Here is an 18,645-nt window from a genome sequence, read left to right on the forward strand (position 1 = left end):
GGAGGACGGCCGTACGGGGGTCGGCCGCCTCCTCCCGTACGGCGGTGGGGAACGGTCCCCGGTCCGTCGTACCACCCAGGCCGCGACCGGTACGACCAATCCCCCCGCCCTGTGGAAAACGGATGCCGTGGCGTCCGACCCCCGTGCGATGCTCGGACCCGTGCAGACCAGGTCCGTCAGTCCCGTCTTCGTCGGCCGTACCGATGAGTTGGAGATGCTGAACGAAGCGCTCGCCCGTGCCGACGCGGGCGAGCCGCAGGCATGGGTGGTCGGCGGCGAGGCGGGCGTCGGCAAGACCCGCCTCGTCGAGGAGTTCACCACCGCCGCCTGCCGCCGGGGCGCCGTCGTGGCGCTCGGCGGCTGTGTCGAGATCGGCGCCGACGGACTGCCGTTCGCGCCCTTCTCCACCGCGCTGCGCGCCCTGCGCCGCGCCCTGCCCGGCGAACTCGCGGCCGCGGCAGCCGGACAGGAGGAGGAACTGGCCCGGCTCCTGCCCGAGCTGGACGAGGCCGCACCGACCCGGGCCGCGGGCCGGCACGACGAGGAGGGCATGGCCCGCCTCTTCGAACTCACCGCCCGACTGCTGGAACGCGTCGCCGCCGACCGCACGGTCGTCGTCGCCCTGGAGGACCTCCACTGGGCCGACGCCTCCACCCGGCACCTCCTGTCCTACCTCCTGCGCACCCTGCGCACCGGCCGCCTCTTCGTCCTCGCCACCTACCGCGCCGACGACATCCACCGCCGCCACCCCCTGCGCCCGCTGCTCGCCGAACTCGACCGGCTGCGCACCGTCCGCCGCCTCGAACTCGCCCGCTTCAACCGCGCCGAGGTCGGCCGCCAGATCGCCGGCATCCTGGCCGCCGAACCGGACCCCGCCCAGGTCCAGGAGATCTTCCGGCGCTCCGACGGCAACGCGTTCTTCGTCGAGGAACTCGCCGTCGCCGCCCACGAGGGCTGCTGCACCGGACTCACCGACTCCCTGCGCGACCTGCTCCTCGTGCGCGTCGAGACGCTGCCGGAGTCCGCCCAGCGGGTCGCCCGGATCGTCGCCGAGGGCGGCTCCACCGTCGAGTACCGGCTGCTGGCCGCCGTCGCCCGGCTAGCCGAGGACGACCTCATCGAGGCGCTGCGGGCCGCCGTGAACGCCAACATCCTCAGCGCCGCACCCGGCGGCGACGGCTACCGCTTCCGCCATTCCCTGGTCCGCGAGGCCGTCGCCGACGACCTGCTGCCCGGCGAACGCTCCCGTCTCAACCGCCGCTACGCCGAGGCCCTGGAGGCCGACCCCACGCTCGTCCCCGCCGACGAGCGCGACATGCGCCTGGCCAGCTACTGGTACCAGGCCCACGACCCCGCCAAGGCCCTGCCCGCCGTCCTGGACGCCTCCGTCGTCGCCCGCCGCCGGCACGCCTACAGCGAGCAACTACGGCTGCTGGAGAGGGCGATGGAGCTGTGGGACACCGCCCCCGAGGACGTACGGACCGCCCTGCGCCCCGTCGACTACACCGACGTCTATCCTCCTTGCGCCTGCGACCCCGCCACCTCACCCCTGCGCTTTCTCGATCTGATGGCGGAGGCCGCTGTCGCCGGGCGGCTGTGCGGGGAGCGCGAGCGTGCCCTGAAGATCACCAAGCGGGCGCTGCGCCTGCTGGAGGACGAGGACGACCTTCCCCCGGGCTCGCAACCGTGTTCGGGCAGCGGAGTCCCCCTCCGTGCCGCCTGGTTCTGGAACCAGCGCTCCAGCCTGGTCCAGGCGCAGGGGCGCGGCGACGGCCGGCACGAACTGGCCATGGCCCAGGGCCTGGTGCGCGGTCTGCCGCCCTCGGAGGTGCACGCCGAGGTGCTGAGCAGCGTCGCCAACTGGTCGATGCTGCACGAGCCGGGCCCCGAGGCCCTCGCCGCCGCCGAACGGGCCGTGGAGTACGCGCGCATGGTCGACGCCCGCGAGACGGAGCTGAACGCACGCGTCACGCTCGGCGGCCTCATGGTCGACTCGGGCGCGGTCGAGGCGGGCCTCGCCGAGATGTTCCGGGTCAAGGAGCAGGCACTGAGGGAGGGCTTCCCCTACGTCGCCGGCCGTGCCTATGTGAACCTCCCCTCCGAGCTCGAAGCGGTCGGCCGCTCCCGGGAGGCCACCCCCATCCTGGAGGAAGGCACCCGCTTCACCCGGAAGTTCGGTCTGCTGGGCTCCGAGGCCTGGGTGTGGGCCAATCTCTCCCAGTCGCTGTACTCCCTCGGCCGCTGGGAAGAGGCCGCACGGGCCGCGGCCGACGCGGCCCGCCGGGGACCGAGCGCCAAACCGCTCGGCACGGCCGCCATGTGCCTGGCCCATCTCGCCCTGGGCCGCGGCGACCTCGCCGAGGCGGCGCGCCAACTCGCCGCGGCCCGCGAGCACTTCGGCACCCACGACCCCATGCCCCAGCAGTGGCTGCCCCTCGCCCGCACCGCCGTCGGCGTGGCCGCCGCGGAAGGCCGGCTGCTGGACGCCCGTGCCGAGCTGGAGCGGGCCCTGGACGCCGGCCTCCCGCCCGGCACGAACCGCTACGCCTGGCCCCTGCTCCTGGCCGCCGCCACCGCCGAGGCCGACGCCCGCACCCTGCCCGCCGCGGAGCCCGGCCGCGCCGAGATCCTCGACCGGGTGCGCGACACCGCCGGGAAACTCACCACCGGCGCACCCGTCTGGCTCGCCCACGAGGGATGGGTCCGCGCCGAACTCCACCGTGCCAAGGGCACGGACACCCCGGAGATCTGGTCGGAGGTGGTCACCTCCTTCGAGTCGCTGGAGCGCCCCTACGACCTCGCGCGCGTCCGCCGGCGCCTTGCCCGGGCCCTGCTCGCCGACGGCGGCGACGACGAGCGCGACCGGGCCACGGAACTGCTGCGCCTCGCCCGGGCCGTCGCCGACCACCTCGGAGCCCGCCCGCTGGCCGACTCCGTGGCACTCCTCGCCCAGCGCGCCCGCCTCGGCCCGACCCGCGCCCCGCGGCAGGCGCCCGGCCCCGCCGACCCCGTCGAGGCGCTCGGCCTCACCAGCAGGGAACGCGATGTGCTCCGCCTGGTCTCGGCCGGCCGCACCAACCGGCAGATCGCCGAGGAACTCTTCATCTCCCCGAAGACCGCGAGCGTCCACGTGTCGAACATCCTGGGCAAGCTCGGCGTCTCAGGAAGGGGCGAGGCGGCGGCGGTGGCCCACCGGCTGGGGCTGTTTCCGTCCGGCCCGCACCGCGCCAGGACGGCGGGGTGAGTCCGCCACCGCGAGGACCGGCATGGGGGAGGCGCCGTGTTCAACATCTTCGAGGAACTGTTCGCACCGGGCCGTAAGCACACCCGCGACGAGCGGAACAGGCTGGAGCTGACCCGGGAGGACGTCGGGGACAACGATCCCGGGCGCGGGCCGATAGACCTCGAATCCGGGAAGGTCGTCGTGCGCCGGCCCAAGCCCTCGGACGAGTCCGTGGAGGAGTAGGCGGACCGTCAGCGCACCTCCAGTTCCAGGATCCGGTCGTCGCCCTTCTTCGGCGTGCCCCGGCCGTCGGTGTTGCTGGTGACCAGCCACACCTTGTGGCCGCCCGCCGCGACCACCGTGCGCAGACGGCCGTACTCGTCGGTGAGGAAGGCCTGCGGGGCCGCCGAGGTCTGCGTGCCCTTCAGGGGGATGCGCCACAGCCGCTGTCCCTTCAGGGCCGCCATCCAGATGACCCCGTCGACCTGGGCGATGCCGCTGGGGGAGGCCTCGTCGGTGTGCCACTGGGCGATCGGGTTGTGGTAGGCGGGGTCGGACGACCTGCCCTCCGCCTCCGGCCAGCCGTAGTTGTCGCCGGGCTTGATCGCGTTCAGCTCGTCCCAGGTGTCCTGGCCGAACTCCGAGGCGAACAGGCGCTGTTTGTCGTCCCAGGCGAGGCCCTGCACATTGCGGTGGCCATAGGTGTACACGGGGGAGTCGGGGAACGGGTTGCCCGGGGCCGGCTCGCCCTCCGGGGTCATGCGCAGGATCTTGCCGCCCAGCGACTTCTTGTCCTGGGCGAGGCCCCGCTGCCCGCTCTCGCCGGTGCCCGCGTAGAGCATGTTGTCCGGGCCGAACGCGATCCGGCCGCCGTTGTGGATATAGCCCTTGGGAATGCCCTTGAAGATCGTGTCCGGGGCGCCCAGCTGATCACCGGGGGGCCTGTGCTCGTCGTAGATCATGCGGACGATGCGATTGTCCGAGGCCGAGGTGAAGTACGCGTAGATCATGTGGTCCGAGGCGTAGTCGGGGGAGAGGGCGATGCCCAGGAGGCCTCCCTCGCCGGCCGCGGACACCCCGGAGACCGTGCCCAGCTCCGTCTTCCTGCCCGTCTTCTCGTCGACCCGGGTGATCGTCCCGTCGTCGCGCGAGGACACGAGCAGCCCGCCGTCCGGCAGGGGAGCCAGGCCCCACGGGGTCTTCAGGTCCTCGGTCACGGTGCGCAGCACCTTCACCGAGCCCTTCGCGGGCGGGGTCGGCTCGGTCGCCCGCCCGGACGGGGAGCCGCCGGACGCCGTCCCCTTCGGCGTCGTACTCAGCCCCCCGAACGGGGCTCCCCCTCCCCCGGAGGAACAGCCGGCCGTCAGCAGGAGCGCGGCCGTGGCCAGTACGGCCGACACAGCTCGACGTTGCACGATCATCGTCCCTTCGACGCGGCGCCCCGGCGGCGGGCCCTACTTCTCATACACCCGCTCGCACCGTCCGGGTTCCCGATCCCCCGGAATCGGAGCCCTGCCGGACGTCTCAGTCCCACGATTCCTGTGCGGGTGGCAGTTGGGCCAGTGCGGGCAGGTCTTGTGGGGTCGGTCGTACGTCGATCGCGTCGGCGTTCTTCGTTGCCCGTCGGTAGTGGCTGGTGCGGGCGGGGCACGCGGTGCGGGTGCGGCGGCAGGTGCCCTCGGCTGGTCGTACTGTCCGGGTTCCCGATCGTCCGGATTCGGGGGCCGGTCGGACGTCTCAGTCCCACGATTCCTGTGCGGGTGGCAGCTGGGACAGTGCGGTCAGGTCTTGCGGGGTGAGCCGTACGTCGACGGCGTCGGCGTTCTCCGTCGCCCATCGGCAGTGCTTGGTGCCGGGGACCGGGACCACGTGCCGGCCCTGGGACAGCACCCAGGCCAGCGCCACCTGTGCGGGGGTGACCTCTTCCCCGTGCCGGCGGGCCACCCGGCGCAGGCCCGCGACGATCGGCTGGTTGGCGGCCATCATCTCGGCCGTGAAGCGGGGGTGGCGGGCCCGCAGGTCGTCGGGTTCGAACCCCTCGCCCGGAGTGAGCGTGCCGGTCAGGAACCCATTGCCCAGCGGCATCGCCGCCAGGAAGCCGATGTCCCGCGCCTCGCACCACGGCAGCAGCGCGTCCAGGGCCTCCGGCGACCACACCGACAGCTCGGCCTGCACCGCGCTCACCGGGAAGACCTGCTGCACCCGCTTCAGCTGCCGGAGCGTCGCGTCGTGCAGCCGCGCCCCGGACCGGCGTCCGCCCCGCGCGCCCACCGCGCACAGCCCCAGCGCCCGTACCTTCCCGGCCCGCACCAGCTCCGCCATGGCGCCCCAGGTCTCCTCGACGGGGACCTCCGGGTCGGCGCGGTGCAGTTGATAGAGGTCGATCACATCCGTCTGCAGCCTGCGCAGCGAGGCGTCGCAGGCCCGCTTCACATATCCGGGCCGCCCGTTGGCCACGATGTGCTGATCGCCCACCAGCAGGCCCACCTTCGTCGACACGAAGGCGTCGTCGCGCCGCTGCTTCAGTACCCGGCCCAGCAGCAGCTCGTTGGTGAACGGGCCGTACATGTCGGCCGTGTCCAGCAGCGTCGAGCCCAGGTCCAGCGCCCGGTGCACCGCCCTGAGCGACTCGTCCCCCCGCTGCCGCGAGCCGCTGTACGCCCAGCTCATCGGCATGCATCCAAGTCCGACGGCCCCCACCGCGAGCGCCCCCGCGCCGATCGTCCTGCGCTCCACCTGCTCGTGAACCTCCCTCTACCGGCCCCCAACCTAACCTCTGCCTGCCCGGGTGCCTGACATAGCCTCCTGACCATGACTTCAGACGTATGGCTTCCCATTGCGCCGCAGGACATCGAGGGGCTTCCCGACGGGCTGAACTACCTGTTCTGGGACGGGGGCAAGGACGGGAATCAGGCGTTTCCCGGCGATCCCGCGGATTGTGTGGTGTACGTGGTGCCGTACATGAAGCGCCAGTCCGTCAAGGTGCGCCCCCTGGAGCCGATGCGGAACCTCCAGGTCGTCCAGACCCTCACGGCCGGCGTCGACGACGTCACCGCGCGGCTGTCGTCCATCGTGCCCGGCGTCCGGCTCTGCAATGCGCGCGGTGTGCACGAGGCGAGCACCGCCGAGCTCGCGCTCACCCTCACCCTCGCCGCCCTGCGCGGCATCCCGAAGTTCGTCCTGGCGCAGCAACAGGGGCAGTGGCAGAGCGAGTTCCACCCCGCCCTGGCCGACAAGTCCGTTCTGATCGTCGGCTACGGCTCCATCGGCTCCGCCATCGAGGACCGGCTCGTGCCCTTCGAGGTCGCGCGGGTGGCGCGCGTCGCGCGCTCCGAGCGCACCACGGCGCGCGGTCCGGTGCACCCGCTCACCGAACTGCCCGCTCTGCTTCCGGAAGCGGACGTCGTCATCCTGTCCACGCCCCTGACGGAGTCCACGAAGGGCCTGGTCGACTCCGAGTTCCTGGCCCGGATGAAGGACGGGGCGCTGCTCGTGAACGTCGCCCGCGGACCGGTCGTCGACACGAAGGCCCTGCTCACGGAGCTGGAGACCGGGCGGCTCAGCGCGGCCCTCGATGTCACCGACCCGGAGCCGCTGCCCCCGGGGCATCCCCTGTGGCAGGCGCCCGGCGTGCTCATCAGCCCGCACGTCGGCGGGCCCACCTCGGCCTTCCTGCCGCGCGCCAAGCGGCTGCTGGTGGACCAGTTGCACCGGTTCGTGAACCGGGAGCCCCTGCGCAACGTGATCCTTACGACGGGCTCCACCGGCGCATGACGACGGGCGCAACAGGCGTGTAATCCGCTTCGGGTACCCTCCGCAATCTTCCGGACGCGGTGCGTGCGCTCATTGCCGCTGATCGTCACGGAGCGTAGAGAAGCTATGTCCCTGAGTGACGAGACTGGTGTATCGTCCCGACAGGGGCTGCGCCGCGCACCGTTCGGCGCCGGGGATGGACATTTCAGATATGTGAGGGGGGCGACGGGCGATGCACGGCCTATGGACGAACGATCCGACGCGGCGGAGCCGTCGGCGGCGACCCTGGCGCACGACCGCGCGCAGACGCGGCCACCACAGCAGCCATCACCACCACCGCAGGCCCAGCGGACGCAGGAGGCATGCGCACCCAACGCCCCGATACCCGAGGGACCCGGGAGCGACGCGGACCGGGAGCACCCGGTGAGCCCGCCGCCCGCTGTGCCGACCGCCCTCAACGGGACGCTGCGGGCGCAGCCTCCGTCGAGGACGCCACTGCCCCGGCCGCCGGCTCTCGGCGGCGGGTCCGGCCTGGTCCACCAACTCGGCCTGGCCCTGGTGAGCGCGGGATACGCCGTCGGTTCCGCGCTCGGCTGGGGTTCGAACGAAGTCGCGCTGATCATGGGTGACTTCGGACTGACCGCCGCGGCGGGCACCGCCGCCGTCTCGTGCTTCCTCTACGCGCGCACGCCCCGGGTCCGCTTTCGACCCGCCTGGCTGCTGTTCGCCCTCTCCTCGGCGATGGCGGCCCTGGGCAACGCGGTCTGGGGGTGGTACGAGGTCGTCCTGGACCAGCCCGTGCCCAGCCCCAGCTACGCCGATCTGTTCTTCCTGTGCTTCGCGCCGCCCGCCATCGTGGGGCTGCTGGTGCTGGCCAAGCGGCCGGTGACGAAGGCGGGATGGATCTGCCTGGCGCTCGACGCCTGGCTGATCGGCGGTTCGCTGCTCACCCTCTCCTGGAGCCTGGCGCTCGCCCAGGCGGCCAGGTTCGACGGGCCGAGCGTGGCGCACACCGCGCTGTCGCTGGCGTATCCCCTGCTCGACATCGCCCTGGTCAGCATGGTGCTCGCGCTGCACTTCCGGCGCTCGCCGGGCAACCGCACGGCGGTCAACACCGCCATCGGCGCGCTCGCCCTGACCGTGATGTGCGACGCCCTGTTCACCTCGCCGCTGCTGCACAGCAGCTACCACTCCGGCCAGCTGCTCGACGCGGGCTGGTTCGCCGGTTCGCTGCTCCTCGCCTACGCGCCCTGGGCCGCACCCCGGCGCCACGGCCGGCCGGAGCCCGAGCGGCACGGCGGCGACGGGCACACGCGCGTAGTCCACGAGCACGTGCCCGGCCAGCGTGCGGCCGGCCACCCGCAGGCCGAGCACCGGCAGGCCGACCGCCCGCAGGCCAATCAACCTCAGGCCAATCACCCGCAGGCCGACCACCCGCAGGTGCCCGCGCCCGCCCAGGGGAGTGATCACAGCCGGTATCCGGCCGGCCGGCCCCTCACCGGCTCGCTGGCCGCGCTCACCCCGTACCTCGCCGCGGCCGTGTGCACGCTGGGCATCCTGTACAACGTCCTCAACGGCCGCAGTCCCGACCACGTAGTGCTCATCACCGCCGGTGCCGTCGTGCTCGCGCTCGTCGTGCGCCAGGGCATCATGCTGCTCGACAACATCACGCTCACCCAGGAACTGGCCCAGAAGGAGAACCACTTCCGCTCCCTGGTCCAGGGCTCCAGCGACGTCATCATGATCGCCGCGCCCAACGGCATCCTCCGCTACGTCTCCCCAGCCGCCGCCGGGGTCTACGGCCGGTCCGCGGAGGACCTGGTGGGCACCGAACTGGCCAATCTCATCCACCCGGAGGACCTGGGCTGCGTGGTGCACGAGGTGCGCCGGTTCCTCGCCGCCAGCCCCCTGGAGGAAGCCACCACCCGCATCGAGTGCCGGTTCCGGTCCGGCGACGGCGGCTGGCTCAACGTCGAGTCCACGGTCAACCGCCACCACGGCGGCCTCATCTTCAACAGCCGGGACGTGACCGAGAGGGTGCGGCTGCAGGCGCAGCTCCAGCACAACGCCGAGCACGACCCGCTCACGGACCTGCCCAACCGCGCGCTGTTCACCCAGCGTGTGCAGCAGGCCGTGTCCGGCCGCCGCGCCTCCGACCGCGGCGCCCATCTGCGCGGCACCGCCGTCCTCTTCATCGACCTGGACGGATTCAAGGCCGTCAACGACACGATCGGGCACCAGGCCGGGGACGCGCTGCTCGTCCAGGCCGCCCGCAGACTCCACGACGCGGTGCGGCACGGGGACACCGCCTCCCGGCTGGGCGGCGACGAGTTCGCGGCCCTGATCGTCGGGGACGGCACCCGTGACCGCAGTGCCCGGGAGCGGCACATCCTGGAGCTCGCCGACCGCCTCAGGCTGACCCTCTCCCAGCCGTATCTGATTGACGGCAACGATGTCCGTGTCAACGCCTCCATCGGTGTCGCCTTCGCCGAGCCGGGCCTGGGCGCGGGCGAATTGCTGCGCAACGCCGACCTCGCCATGTACCGCGCCAAGTCGGCCGGAAAGGGCCGGGTAGAGCTGTACAAGCCGCAGATGCAGCAGGACGTCGTACGGAAGGCGGAGCTGGCCACGCGCCTGCGAGCCGCGCTGCACGACGGCGAGTTCGCCCTGCTGCACCAGCCGGTGGTGTGCCTGGCCAACGGCCGGATCACAGCGGTCTCCGCGCAGGCACGCTGGCGCTCCTCCCAGGGGGTGCTGTTCACCCCGGCCGAGTTCCTGCGGGTCGCCGAGGACAGCGACAAGACCTCCGAACTGGACCGCTGGATCCTGGAGGAGGCCGTGGAGCAGGCTGCCGAGCGCGCCGCGACGGGGCTCGCCGTGCCCGTGGGCGTGCGCATGTCCGCCCGGCGGCTGCTCGACCGGTCGATGCCGCTCGGCTCGGTGGAGGCCCTGCTCACCCGGCACGGGCTGCCCTCCGGCTCGCTGGTGATCGAGCTGTCCGACACCGACCCCCGGGTCTCCCTGGACGAGCTGGAGCGGCGTCTGGGCGCCCTCAAGCGGCTGGGGGTCCGGATCGCGCTGGACGGCTTCGGCAGCGGCTACGCGGCGATCACCGCCCTGCGGCGGCTCCCCGTCGACGTGTTGAAACTCGACCGCAGTCTGGTCGAGGGCGTCGTCGAGTCCGCGCGGCTGCACAAGATCACCAATGGGCTGCTGCGCATCGCCGCCGACCTGGGCATGCAGTCCGTGGCCGAGGGTGTGGACCTGCCGGAGCAGGTGGTCGCGCTGCGCTCGATGGGCTGCACACACGGGCAGGGCATGGCGTTCGCCGGGCCGCTCGACGAGTACCGGCTGCGCCGGGCGCTCGGATCCGGCCAATATCCGGTTCCGCTCGGACCGGCCGAGCCGGCGTTCGCGGGCGGCGGCGCGGGGGTGTACACAAGTGGTGTGCCCGCTGTCTTCGGAGGCGGAAGTGCCCTTCGTTCACATAATGAGACTCCCGTCCCACCCACTTGACACGTGGTGCGCGTCGGGGGGAGGGTCAGTGCCATGCGCACCCGAATTCTCGTACTTGGACAGCGCGTCGGCTGAGCTGGGACCCGCCGGAGGACGATCCGGAATCCCCAGCGACCACACCGGCGCGCTCCCCTCGCTTGCCTTTTGGCACGAGGGGTTTTTTGTTGCACCAGCACCATCCGTACGGACGTAAAAATCCGTACGAACCTCGCGAAAACCCTCAGCATCGAGAAGAGAATGCCGATGACCGAGCAGGCCCCCGGGGCCCACCATCCGCAGCCGCGGCCCCGTTCCGGAGGACAGCAGTCCGCGACCGTCGAGCACGTCACGGGTGCGCAGTCCCTCATCCGTTCGCTTGAGGAGGTCGGCGCTGACACGGTATTCGGCATTCCCGGTGGCGCGATCCTGCCGGCGTACGACCCGCTGATGGACTCCACCAGGGTCCGTCACGTCCTCGTCCGCCACGAGCAGGGCGCCGGCCACGCGGCCACGGGCTATGCGCAGGCCACCGGCAAGGTCGGCGTCTGCATGGCGACCTCGGGTCCGGGTGCGACGAACCTGGTCACGCCGATCGCCGACGCGCACATGGACTCGGTGCCGCTCGTGGCGATCACCGGCCAGGTCGCGTCCAAGGCGATCGGCACGGACGCCTTCCAGGAGGCGGACATCGTCGGCATCACGATGCCCGTCACCAAGCACAACTTCCTCGTCACCAAGGCCGAGGACATCCCGCGGGTGATCGCGCAGGCGTTCCACATCGCCTCCACCGGACGCCCCGGCCCGGTCCTGGTCGACATCGCCAAGGACGCCCTCCAGGCGAAGACCGTCTTCTCCTGGCCGCCCGTCATGGACCTGCCCGGCTACCGGCCCGTCACCAAGCCGCACGCCAAGCAGATCCGCGAGGCCGCCAAGCTGATCACCTCCGCCAAGCGGCCCGTCCTCTACGTCGGCGGCGGTGTCCTCAAGGCACACGCCACCGCGGAGCTCAAGGTTCTCGCCGAGCTCACCGGAGCGCCCGTCACCACCACCCTGATGGCGCTCGGCGCGTTCCCCGACAGCCACCCGCTGCACGTGGGAATGCCGGGCATGCACGGTTCGGTCACCGCCGTCACCGCGCTGCAGAAGGCCGACCTGATCGTCGCCCTCGGAGCCCGTTTCGACGACCGCGTCACCGGCAAGCTGGACAGCTTCGCCCCGTACGCCAAGATCGTCCACGCCGATATCGACCCCGCCGAGATCGGCAAGAACCGCGCCGCCGACGTGCCGATCGTCGGTGACGCCCGCGAGGTCCTGGCCGATCTGATCCAGGCCGTCCAGAAGGAGTACAGCGAGGGCCACAAGGGCGACTACACCGCCTGGTGGAAGGACCTCAGCCGCTGGCGCGACACCTACCCGCTCGGCTACGACCAGCCCGAGGACGGCTCGCTGTCCCCGCAGCAGGTCATCGAGCGGATCGGCCGGCTCGCCCCGGAGGGCACGATCTTCGCGGCGGGCGTCGGCCAGCACCAGATGTGGGCCGCGCACTTCATCCAGTACGAGAAGCCCGCCACCTGGCTGAACTCCGGCGGTGCCGGGACGATGGGCTACGCGGTCCCGGCCGCGATGGGCGCCAAGGCCGGCGTGCCGGACCGTGCGGTCTGGGCGATCGACGGCGACGGCTGCTTCCAGATGACCAATCAGGAACTCACCACCTGCGCCCTGAACAACATCCCGATCAAGGTCGCCATCATCAACAACGGCGCCCTCGGGATGGTCCGCCAGTGGCAGACCCTGTTCTACAACCAGCGTTACTCCAACACCGTTCTGCACAGCGGCCCGAGCGACGTCAACCCGGACGCCCGGGGCACCCGCGTCCCCGACTTCGTGAAGCTGTCGGAGGCCATGGGCTGCTACGCGATCCGCTGTGAGAACCCGGAGGACCTGGACAAGGTCATCGAAGAGGCGAACTCCATCAACGACCGCCCGGTCGTCGTGGACTTCATCGTCCACGAGGACGCGATGGTGTGGCCGATGGTCGCCGCCGGCACCTCCAACGACGAGATCATGGCCGCCCGGGACGTCCGCCCCGACTTCGGCGACAACGAAGACGACTGAGCGAGGAAGACCACAGAGAAATGTCCAAGCACACGCTCTCCGTCCTGGTGGAGAACACGCCGGGCATCCTGGCCCGGATCGCCGCCCTCTTCTCGCGCCGTGGCTTCAACATCGACTCGCTCGCGGTCGGTGTCACCGAACACCCCGACATCTCCCGCATCACCATCGTGGTGAACGTCGAGGACCTGCCGCTGGAGCAGGTCACCAAGCAGCTCAACAAGCTCGTCAACGTGCTGAAGATCGTCGAGCTGGAGCCGGCGCAGGCCGTCCAGCGCGAACTCGTTCTGGTGAAGGTGCGTGCCGACAACGAGACGCGCTCCCAGATCGTCGAGATCGTCCAGCTGTTCCGCGCCAAGACGGTCGACGTCTCCCCGGAGGCCGTGACCGTCGAGGCCACCGGAAGCAGCGACAAGCTGACCGCCATGCTCAAGATGCTGGAGCCGTACGGCATCAAGGAGCTGGTCCAGTCCGGCACGATCGCGATCGGCCGCGGCGCCCGCTCGATCACGGACCGCTCGCTGCGCGCTCTGGACCGATCCGCGTAAGGCTGAGTACGGGCGGTTTCGCGCCGCCCGTATGCCGAGACCCCGAAACTTCACTTCCGCCCGCCGTCATACGGTGGGAGCAACATCTGCACACCAAGGAGAGAACCCAAAGTGGCCGAGCTGTTCTACGACGCTGACGCCGACCTGTCCATCATCCAGGGCCGCAAGGTCGCGGTCATCGGCTACGGCAGCCAGGGCCACGCGCACGCCCTGTCGCTGCGCGACTCCGGTGTCGACGTCCGTGTCGGTCTGCACGAGGGCTCCAAGTCCAAGGCCAAGGCCGAGGAGCAGGGTCTGCGCGTGGTGAGCCCGGCCGAGGCCGCCGCCGAGGCCGACGTCATCATGATCCTCATCCCGGACCCGATCCAGGCCCAGGTCTACGAGGAGTCCATCGCCCCGAACCTGAAGGACGGCGACGCGCTGTTCTTCGCCCACGGCTTCAACATCCGCTTCGGCTTCATCAAGCCCCCGGCCGGCGTGGACGTCGCCCTGGTCGCCCCGAAGGGCCCGGGCCACCTGGTCCGCCGCCAGTACGAGGAGGGCCGCGGCGTTCCGGCGATCGCCGCCGTCGAGCAGGACGCCACGGGAGGCGCCTTCGACCTGGCGCTGTCGTACGCCAAGGCGATCGGCGGCACCCGCGCCGGCGTCATCAAGACGACCTTCACCGAGGAGACCGAGACCGACCTGTTCGGTGAGCAGGCCGTGCTGTGCGGTGGCACCTCCGCCCTGGTCAAGGCTGGCTTCGAGACCCTCGTCGAGGCGGGCTACCAGCCGGAGATCGCCTACTTCGAGTGCCTGCACGAGCTGAAGCTGATCGTCGACCTCATGTACGAGGGCGGCCTGGAGAAGATGCGCTGGTCCGTCTCCGAGACCGCCGAGTGGGGCGACTACGTCACCGGCCCGCGCATCATCACGGACGCCACCAAGGCCGAGATGAAGCAGGTCCTCGCCGAGATCCAGGACGGCACCTTCGCCCAGAACTGGATGGACGAGTACCACGGCGGTCTGAAGAAGTACAACGAGTACAAGACCCAGGACGCCGAGCACCTGCTGGAGACCACCGGCAAGCAGCTGCGCAAGCTGATGAGCTGGGTGAACGAGGAGGCGTAGGCCTCAGGGCCGGGGCCGGGGCGAAAAGCTCCGGCCCCGTTGTCCATCCCGTCCACCACGGACGGGTGATCCTTCCGCAGAGGCGCAAGATGACCTCCGCCGCGCAACTACACTGCTGCTCAACAAACGCGTCAGGCCCACAGCGTCGTGCGTCTTCCGCGGCTAGCCCCTCCTCCGCCTGCGGCCGTCGGGACGGCCGTCCGCATGCTTTGGACTTGTGAGGACCTCACGTGAGCTCGAAACCTGTCGTACTCATCGCTGAAGAGCTGTCGCCCGCGACTGTGGACGCACTCGGCCCCGACTTCGAGATCCGGCACTGCAACGGCGCGGACCGCGCCGAGCTGCTCCCGGCCATCGCCGAGGTGGACGCGATCCTGATCCGTTCCGCCACCAAGGTCGACGCCGAGGCGATCGCCGCCGCCAAGAAGCTGAAGGTCGTCGCGCGTGCCGGCGTCGGCCTGGACAACGTCGACGTCTCGTCCGCCACCAAGGCCGGCGTGATGGTCGTCAACGCCCCCACCTCCAACATCGTGACCGCCGCCGAGCTGGCCTGCGGTCTGATCGTCGCCACCGCCCGCAACATCCCGCAGGCCAACGCCGCGCTGAAGAACGGCGAGTGGAAGCGCAGCAAGTACACCGGCGTGGAGCTGGCCGAGAAGACGCTGGGTGTCGTGGGCCTGGGCCGCATCGGTGCCCTCGTCGCACAGCGCATGTCCGCGTTCGGCATGAAGGTCGTCGCGTACGACCCCTACGTCCAGCCCGCGCGCGCGGCGCAGATGGGCGTGAAGGTCCTCTCGCTGGACGAGCTCCTCGAAGTCGCCGACTTCATCACGGTGCACCTGCCGAAGACCCCCGAGACCCTCGGGCTCATCGGTGAGGACGCGCTGCGCAAGGTCAAGCCGAGCGTGCGCATCGTCAACGCTGCGCGCGGCGGGATCGTCGACGAGGAGGCGCTGTACTCGGCGCTCAAGGAGGGCCGCGTCGCGGGCGCCGGACTGGACGTCTACGCGAAGGAGCCGTGCACCGACTCCCCGCTGTTCCAGTTCGACCAGGTCGTCTGCACCCCGCACCTCGGCGCCTCCACCGACGAGGCCCAGGAGAAGGCGGGCATCGCCGTCGCCAAGTCCGTCCGTCTCGCCCTCGCGGGTGAGCTGGTGCCGGACGCGGTGAACGTGCAGGGCGGTGTCATCGCCGAGGACGTCAAGCCGGGTCTGCCGCTCGCCGAGCGTCTCGGCCGCATCTTCACCGCGCTCGCGGGCGAGGTCGCGGTCCGCCTCGACGTCGAGGTGTACGGCGAGATCACCCAGCACGACGTGAAGGTGCTGGAGCTGTCCGCGCTCAAGGGCGTCTTCGAGGACGTCGTCGACGAGACCGTGTCGTACGTCAACGCGCCGCTGTTCGCCCAGGAGCGCGGTGTCGAGGTCCGGCTGACCACCAGCTCCGAGGCGACGGACCACCGCAACGTGGTGACCGTGCGCGGCACGCTCGGCAACGGCGAGGAGGTGTCGGTCTCCGGCACCCTGGCCGGCCCCAAGCACCTCCAGAAGATCGTCGCGGTCGGCGACTACGACGTGGACCTCGCGCTCGCCGAGCACATGGTCGTCCTGCGCTACGAGGACCGTCCGGGTGTCGTCGGCACCGTCGGCCGCATCCTCGGCGAGGCGGGCATCAACATCGCCGGCATGCAGGTCGCCCGCGCGGTGGCCGGCGGCGAGGCGCTGGCGGTGCTGACGGTCGACGACACGGTTGCCTCCGGCGTGCTGACCGAGGTTGCCGAGGAGATCGGGGCGACGTTCGCTCGTTCCGTGAACCTGGTCTGAGCTGACCGTCCCTGGGGGCTGCCGCCCCCAGACCCCCGCTTCGGCCTGAACGGCCGCGTGCACAAACGCCGGGCGGGCTGAGAGATTTCCTCTCAGCCCGCCCGGCGTCCCGTGTTTCAGGCGTTCTGTTCGTTGCCTGCTTCAGACGTTCTGCTTCTCGCCGCTGCCGATCTTCCGCAGCGTCGCCGCCGAGGCGATCGCCGCTCCCGCCAGCACCACCGTCCCGGCGATCGCCGCCGCGTGCATCCCGCTGGTGAACGCCTCGCGTGCCGCCGTGGCCAGGGCCCTGCCCGCGTCGCCGGGGAGCTGACCGGCCGTCGCCAGGGCACCGCCCAGGGTCTCCCTGGCCTCGGCGGGGGCCGACGCCGGGATGTCGTGGCGGTAGACGGCCGTACCGATGGAGCCGAGGACCGCCATGCCGAGGGCGCCGCCGAACTCCGCGCCGGTCTCCAGAAGGGAGGACGCGGCGCCCGCCCGCTCGACCGGGGCGGCCCCCATGGCCAGGTCGGTCATCTGGGACATCACCATGACGATGCCGGAGGCGAGCACGCCGGCCGCGGCCAGGGACAGCCACAGGGAGTTTGTGCCGGTGAGGGCCAGCATCGCGTACCCGGCCGCCGAGGTCGCGAAGCCCGCCGCGACGACGTAGCCGCGGTTGACGCCCTTCTGCACCAGTGAGGTCGCGAGCGGGGCCGCCATGCCGATCGGCACCGAGGGGAGCAGCGCCCACAGGGCCGCCTCCATCGCGCTCTTGCCGAGCACCGACTGCAGGTACTGCGTGGTGAAGAACGCCGAGCCCATCATGCCGAAGGAGGAGACGAGGTTGAGGACGACGGCCGGGGCGAAGCCGCGGCCGCGGAACAGGGCCGGGGAGATCATCGGGGAGTCGGCGGTGCGCTGGCGGCGGACGAAGAGGGCCGCGAACAGCAGGCCGACCGTGATCGAGACGACGTACTGCGGGTGCCAGCCCTGCGAGGGGATCTCCTTCAGGCCGTAGATCACGGGGAGCACGGCGGCCATCGACAGGGGGACGCTCAGCCAGTCGAAGCGGCCGGGCTCGGGGTTCCTGGACTCGGGGAGCAGGACCGGGCCGAGGACCAGGAGCAGTGCCATCGCGGGCAGGTTGACCAGGAAGACCGAGCCCCACCAGAAGTACTGGACCAGGACACCGCTCATGACCGAGCCGAGTGCCACGCCCGCGGTCATCACACCGGACCAGATGCCGATCGCCTTCGCGCGCTGGCCGGGGTCGGTGAACATCGTGCGCAGCAGCGCCATGGTGGACGGCATCAGGGTCGCGCCGCCGATGCCGAGGACCGCGCGGGCGGCGATCAGGGTCTCCGCGCTGTTCGCGTACGCCGCCACCAGTGAGGCGGTACCGAAGGCGGCGGCGCCCAGCAGGAGCAGTTTGCGGCGGCCGATGCGGTCGCCCAGCGAGCCCATCGTCATCAGCAGGCCGGCCAGTACGAATGCGTAGATGTCGAAGATCCACAGCTGCTGTGTGCCGCTCGGCTCCAGGTCGGCGCTGATCGCGGGGATCGCGAAGTAGAGGACCGAGACGTCCATCGAGACCAGCAGCAGCGGAAGCATCAGCACACCGAGCGCCGTCCATTCGCGGCGGCCGGCACGGCCTGTCGGGGTCGTGGTGGTGCTCGTCGTGTTCGTCATGACAGCGAATGTACAAGCGTCTTAAACGCTTGTCTAGAACGCTTGTATAAGTCATGCGTCTAGGACGGTTGTATGGATCGGCGCTAGGCTGGTCCGCATGGGACACCGTGAGGATCTGCTCGAAGGCGCCAAGCGCTGCCTGCTGGAGAAGGGGTTCGCGCGCACCACGGCGCGCGACATCGTCAAGGAGTCGGGGACGAACCTCGCCTCGATCGGCTATCACTACGGCTCGAAGGACGCGTTGCTGGCGCAGGCCTATGTCGCACTGGTGGAGGGCATGTCCGGCGCCTTCGACGGAGGAGGTGCCGTGGAGCCGGAGGGCGCGCCCGGGTCTCTGGAACGCTTCCGGTGGGTGTGGTCGAACATCACCGGCACCATGCGTGAGCCCGGTTCGATGTGGCGCCTCAGCATGGAGATCGTGGTCATGGGCGACCAACTGCCCGAGGTCCGCGACCATCTGGCGATCGCCCAGCGGGAGGCCGGCCGAGGTCTCATCCCGCTGCTCATGGGCGGTCGCGAAGAGGACGTCCCGGACGAGGTCGCGGACACCCTCGGCAAGTTCTACCTGACCCTGATGACGGGCCTCATCGCGCAATGGACCTTCGACCCGAAGACCGCCCCCGACGGGGACGCCCTGGCGGAGGGTCTGCGTCAGATCATCGAAGCCGCCACCAGAACCTGACGCGTCCGTCTTTCCGGCGTCGTACGCGAGGTTCCGCAGGGCGGTCACCGTGCTGCCGTACGACGGGCGGGCGGCCCGGGTGTACATCAGGGCCGGCGTGGGGCTTCCCTGCCCTGGACCGGTCGGCGCCCTCGCCCGGTCGATCGAGTCCGGCCGCAGGCTTCCACGCCGTGACCCGTCTGCCCGACGGGACCGACGACCAGGAGGGATCGCCGCCGCGGGGGACCTGCCGGC

Annotated in this window: 12 protein-coding genes; 9 read left to right on the forward strand and 3 right to left on the reverse strand. The window is 71.0% G+C overall.

The window, feature by feature from the left end; translation table 11 throughout:
- The first annotated feature begins 148 nt into the window (after positions 1 to 148).
- Positions 149 to 3,244, forward strand: coding sequence for an AAA family ATPase (locus ACFY1J_RS39785; RefSeq protein WP_390732943.1), 3,096 nt, complete (start codon positions 149 to 151; stop codon positions 3,242 to 3,244).
- Between the two features lie 36 nt (positions 3,245 to 3,280).
- Positions 3,281 to 3,466 carry a DUF6191 domain-containing protein gene (locus ACFY1J_RS39790; protein WP_390711951.1) on the forward strand — a complete coding sequence of 62 codons (186 nt, stop codon included), beginning with the start codon at positions 3,281 to 3,283 and terminating at the stop codon, positions 3,464 to 3,466.
- Between the two features lie 8 nt (positions 3,467 to 3,474).
- Here ACFY1J_RS39790 and ACFY1J_RS39795 read toward each other — a convergent pair whose 3' ends face one another.
- Together ACFY1J_RS39795 and ACFY1J_RS39800 are read right to left on the reverse strand one after the other, a co-directional pair.
- Positions 3,475 to 4,644 carry a PQQ-dependent sugar dehydrogenase gene (locus ACFY1J_RS39795; protein ID WP_390732936.1) on the reverse strand — a complete coding sequence of 390 codons (1,170 nt, stop codon included), beginning with the start codon at positions 4,642 to 4,644 and terminating at the stop codon, positions 3,475 to 3,477.
- A gap of 316 nt (positions 4,645 to 4,960) precedes the next feature.
- On the reverse strand, positions 4,961 to 5,959 hold the full coding sequence (locus ACFY1J_RS39800) for an aldo/keto reductase (RefSeq protein WP_390711949.1): 999 nt from the start codon (positions 5,957 to 5,959) through the stop codon (positions 4,961 to 4,963).
- A 75-nt stretch (positions 5,960 to 6,034) separates the two neighbouring features.
- Between ACFY1J_RS39800 and ACFY1J_RS39805 the strand changes: the two genes are divergently transcribed.
- From ACFY1J_RS39805 to serA, 6 genes are all read left to right on the forward strand, one after another.
- Positions 6,035 to 6,997 carry a 2-hydroxyacid dehydrogenase gene (locus ACFY1J_RS39805; protein WP_390732937.1) on the forward strand — a complete coding sequence of 321 codons (963 nt, stop codon included), beginning with the start codon at positions 6,035 to 6,037 and terminating at the stop codon, positions 6,995 to 6,997.
- A 402-nt stretch (positions 6,998 to 7,399) separates the two neighbouring features.
- Positions 7,400 to 10,492 (forward strand): putative bifunctional diguanylate cyclase/phosphodiesterase, encoded by a 3,093-nt coding sequence (locus ACFY1J_RS39810; RefSeq protein WP_390712030.1) that lies wholly within the window; start codon positions 7,400 to 7,402, stop codon positions 10,490 to 10,492.
- Positions 10,493 to 10,735: 243 nt separating this feature from the next.
- Positions 10,736 to 12,586, forward strand: a complete 1,851-nt coding sequence (locus ACFY1J_RS39815) for an acetolactate synthase large subunit (RefSeq protein WP_390711947.1) — start codon at positions 10,736 to 10,738, stop codon at positions 12,584 to 12,586.
- Between the two features lie 20 nt (positions 12,587 to 12,606).
- Positions 12,607 to 13,131 carry an acetolactate synthase small subunit gene (gene ilvN, locus ACFY1J_RS39820; RefSeq protein ID WP_263213052.1) on the forward strand — a complete coding sequence of 175 codons (525 nt, stop codon included), beginning with the start codon at positions 12,607 to 12,609 and terminating at the stop codon, positions 13,129 to 13,131.
- Between the two features lie 111 nt (positions 13,132 to 13,242).
- Entirely contained in the window at positions 13,243 to 14,241 is a 999-nt protein-coding gene (gene ilvC / locus ACFY1J_RS39825) for a ketol-acid reductoisomerase (RefSeq protein ID WP_390711945.1), read from the forward strand.
- A 230-nt stretch (positions 14,242 to 14,471) separates the two neighbouring features.
- Positions 14,472 to 16,061: a phosphoglycerate dehydrogenase gene (gene serA, locus ACFY1J_RS39830; protein ID WP_390711944.1), complete on the forward strand. Its 1,590-nt coding sequence runs from the start codon at positions 14,472 to 14,474 to the stop codon at positions 16,059 to 16,061.
- Positions 16,062 to 16,202: 141 nt separating this feature from the next.
- Here the strand turns inward: serA and ACFY1J_RS39835 are convergent, their stop codons facing one another.
- Positions 16,203 to 17,729, reverse strand: a complete 1,527-nt coding sequence (locus ACFY1J_RS39835) for an MFS transporter (protein WP_390711943.1) — start codon at positions 17,727 to 17,729, stop codon at positions 16,203 to 16,205.
- Positions 17,730 to 17,826: 97 nt separating this feature from the next.
- On the opposite strand from ACFY1J_RS39835, the gene ACFY1J_RS39840 reads away from it, so the two are divergent.
- The gene (locus ACFY1J_RS39840; protein ID WP_390711942.1) at positions 17,827 to 18,411 is read left to right on the forward strand and encodes a TetR/AcrR family transcriptional regulator; all 585 of its coding nucleotides are present in this window, start codon (positions 17,827 to 17,829) and stop codon (positions 18,409 to 18,411) included.
- Positions 18,412 to 18,645 lie beyond the last annotated feature (234 nt).

The organism is Streptomyces sp. NPDC001406 (assembly GCF_042895285.1).
Taxonomy (GTDB): domain Bacteria; phylum Actinomycetota; class Actinomycetes; order Streptomycetales; family Streptomycetaceae; genus Streptomyces.

Coding starts and splice junctions, on each gene's coding strand:
- ACFY1J_RS39815 (WP_390711947.1), top strand. CDS start 10,736: ATGACCGAGCAGGCCCCCGGGGCCCACCATCCGCAGCCGCGGCCCCGT.
- ACFY1J_RS39840 (WP_390711942.1), top strand. CDS start 17,827: ATGGGACACCGTGAGGATCTGCTCGAAGGCGCCAAGCGCTGCCTGCTG.
- ACFY1J_RS39805 (WP_390732937.1), top strand. CDS start 6,035: ATGACTTCAGACGTATGGCTTCCCATTGCGCCGCAGGACATCGAGGGG.
- ACFY1J_RS39795 (WP_390732936.1), bottom strand. CDS start 4,644: ATGATCGTGCAACGTCGAGCTGTGTCGGCCGTACTGGCCACGGCCGCG.
- ilvN (WP_263213052.1), top strand. CDS start 12,607: ATGTCCAAGCACACGCTCTCCGTCCTGGTGGAGAACACGCCGGGCATC.
- ACFY1J_RS39835 (WP_390711943.1), bottom strand. CDS start 17,729: ATGACGAACACGACGAGCACCACCACGACCCCGACAGGCCGTGCCGGC.
- ACFY1J_RS39785 (WP_390732943.1), top strand. CDS start 149: ATGCTCGGACCCGTGCAGACCAGGTCCGTCAGTCCCGTCTTCGTCGGC.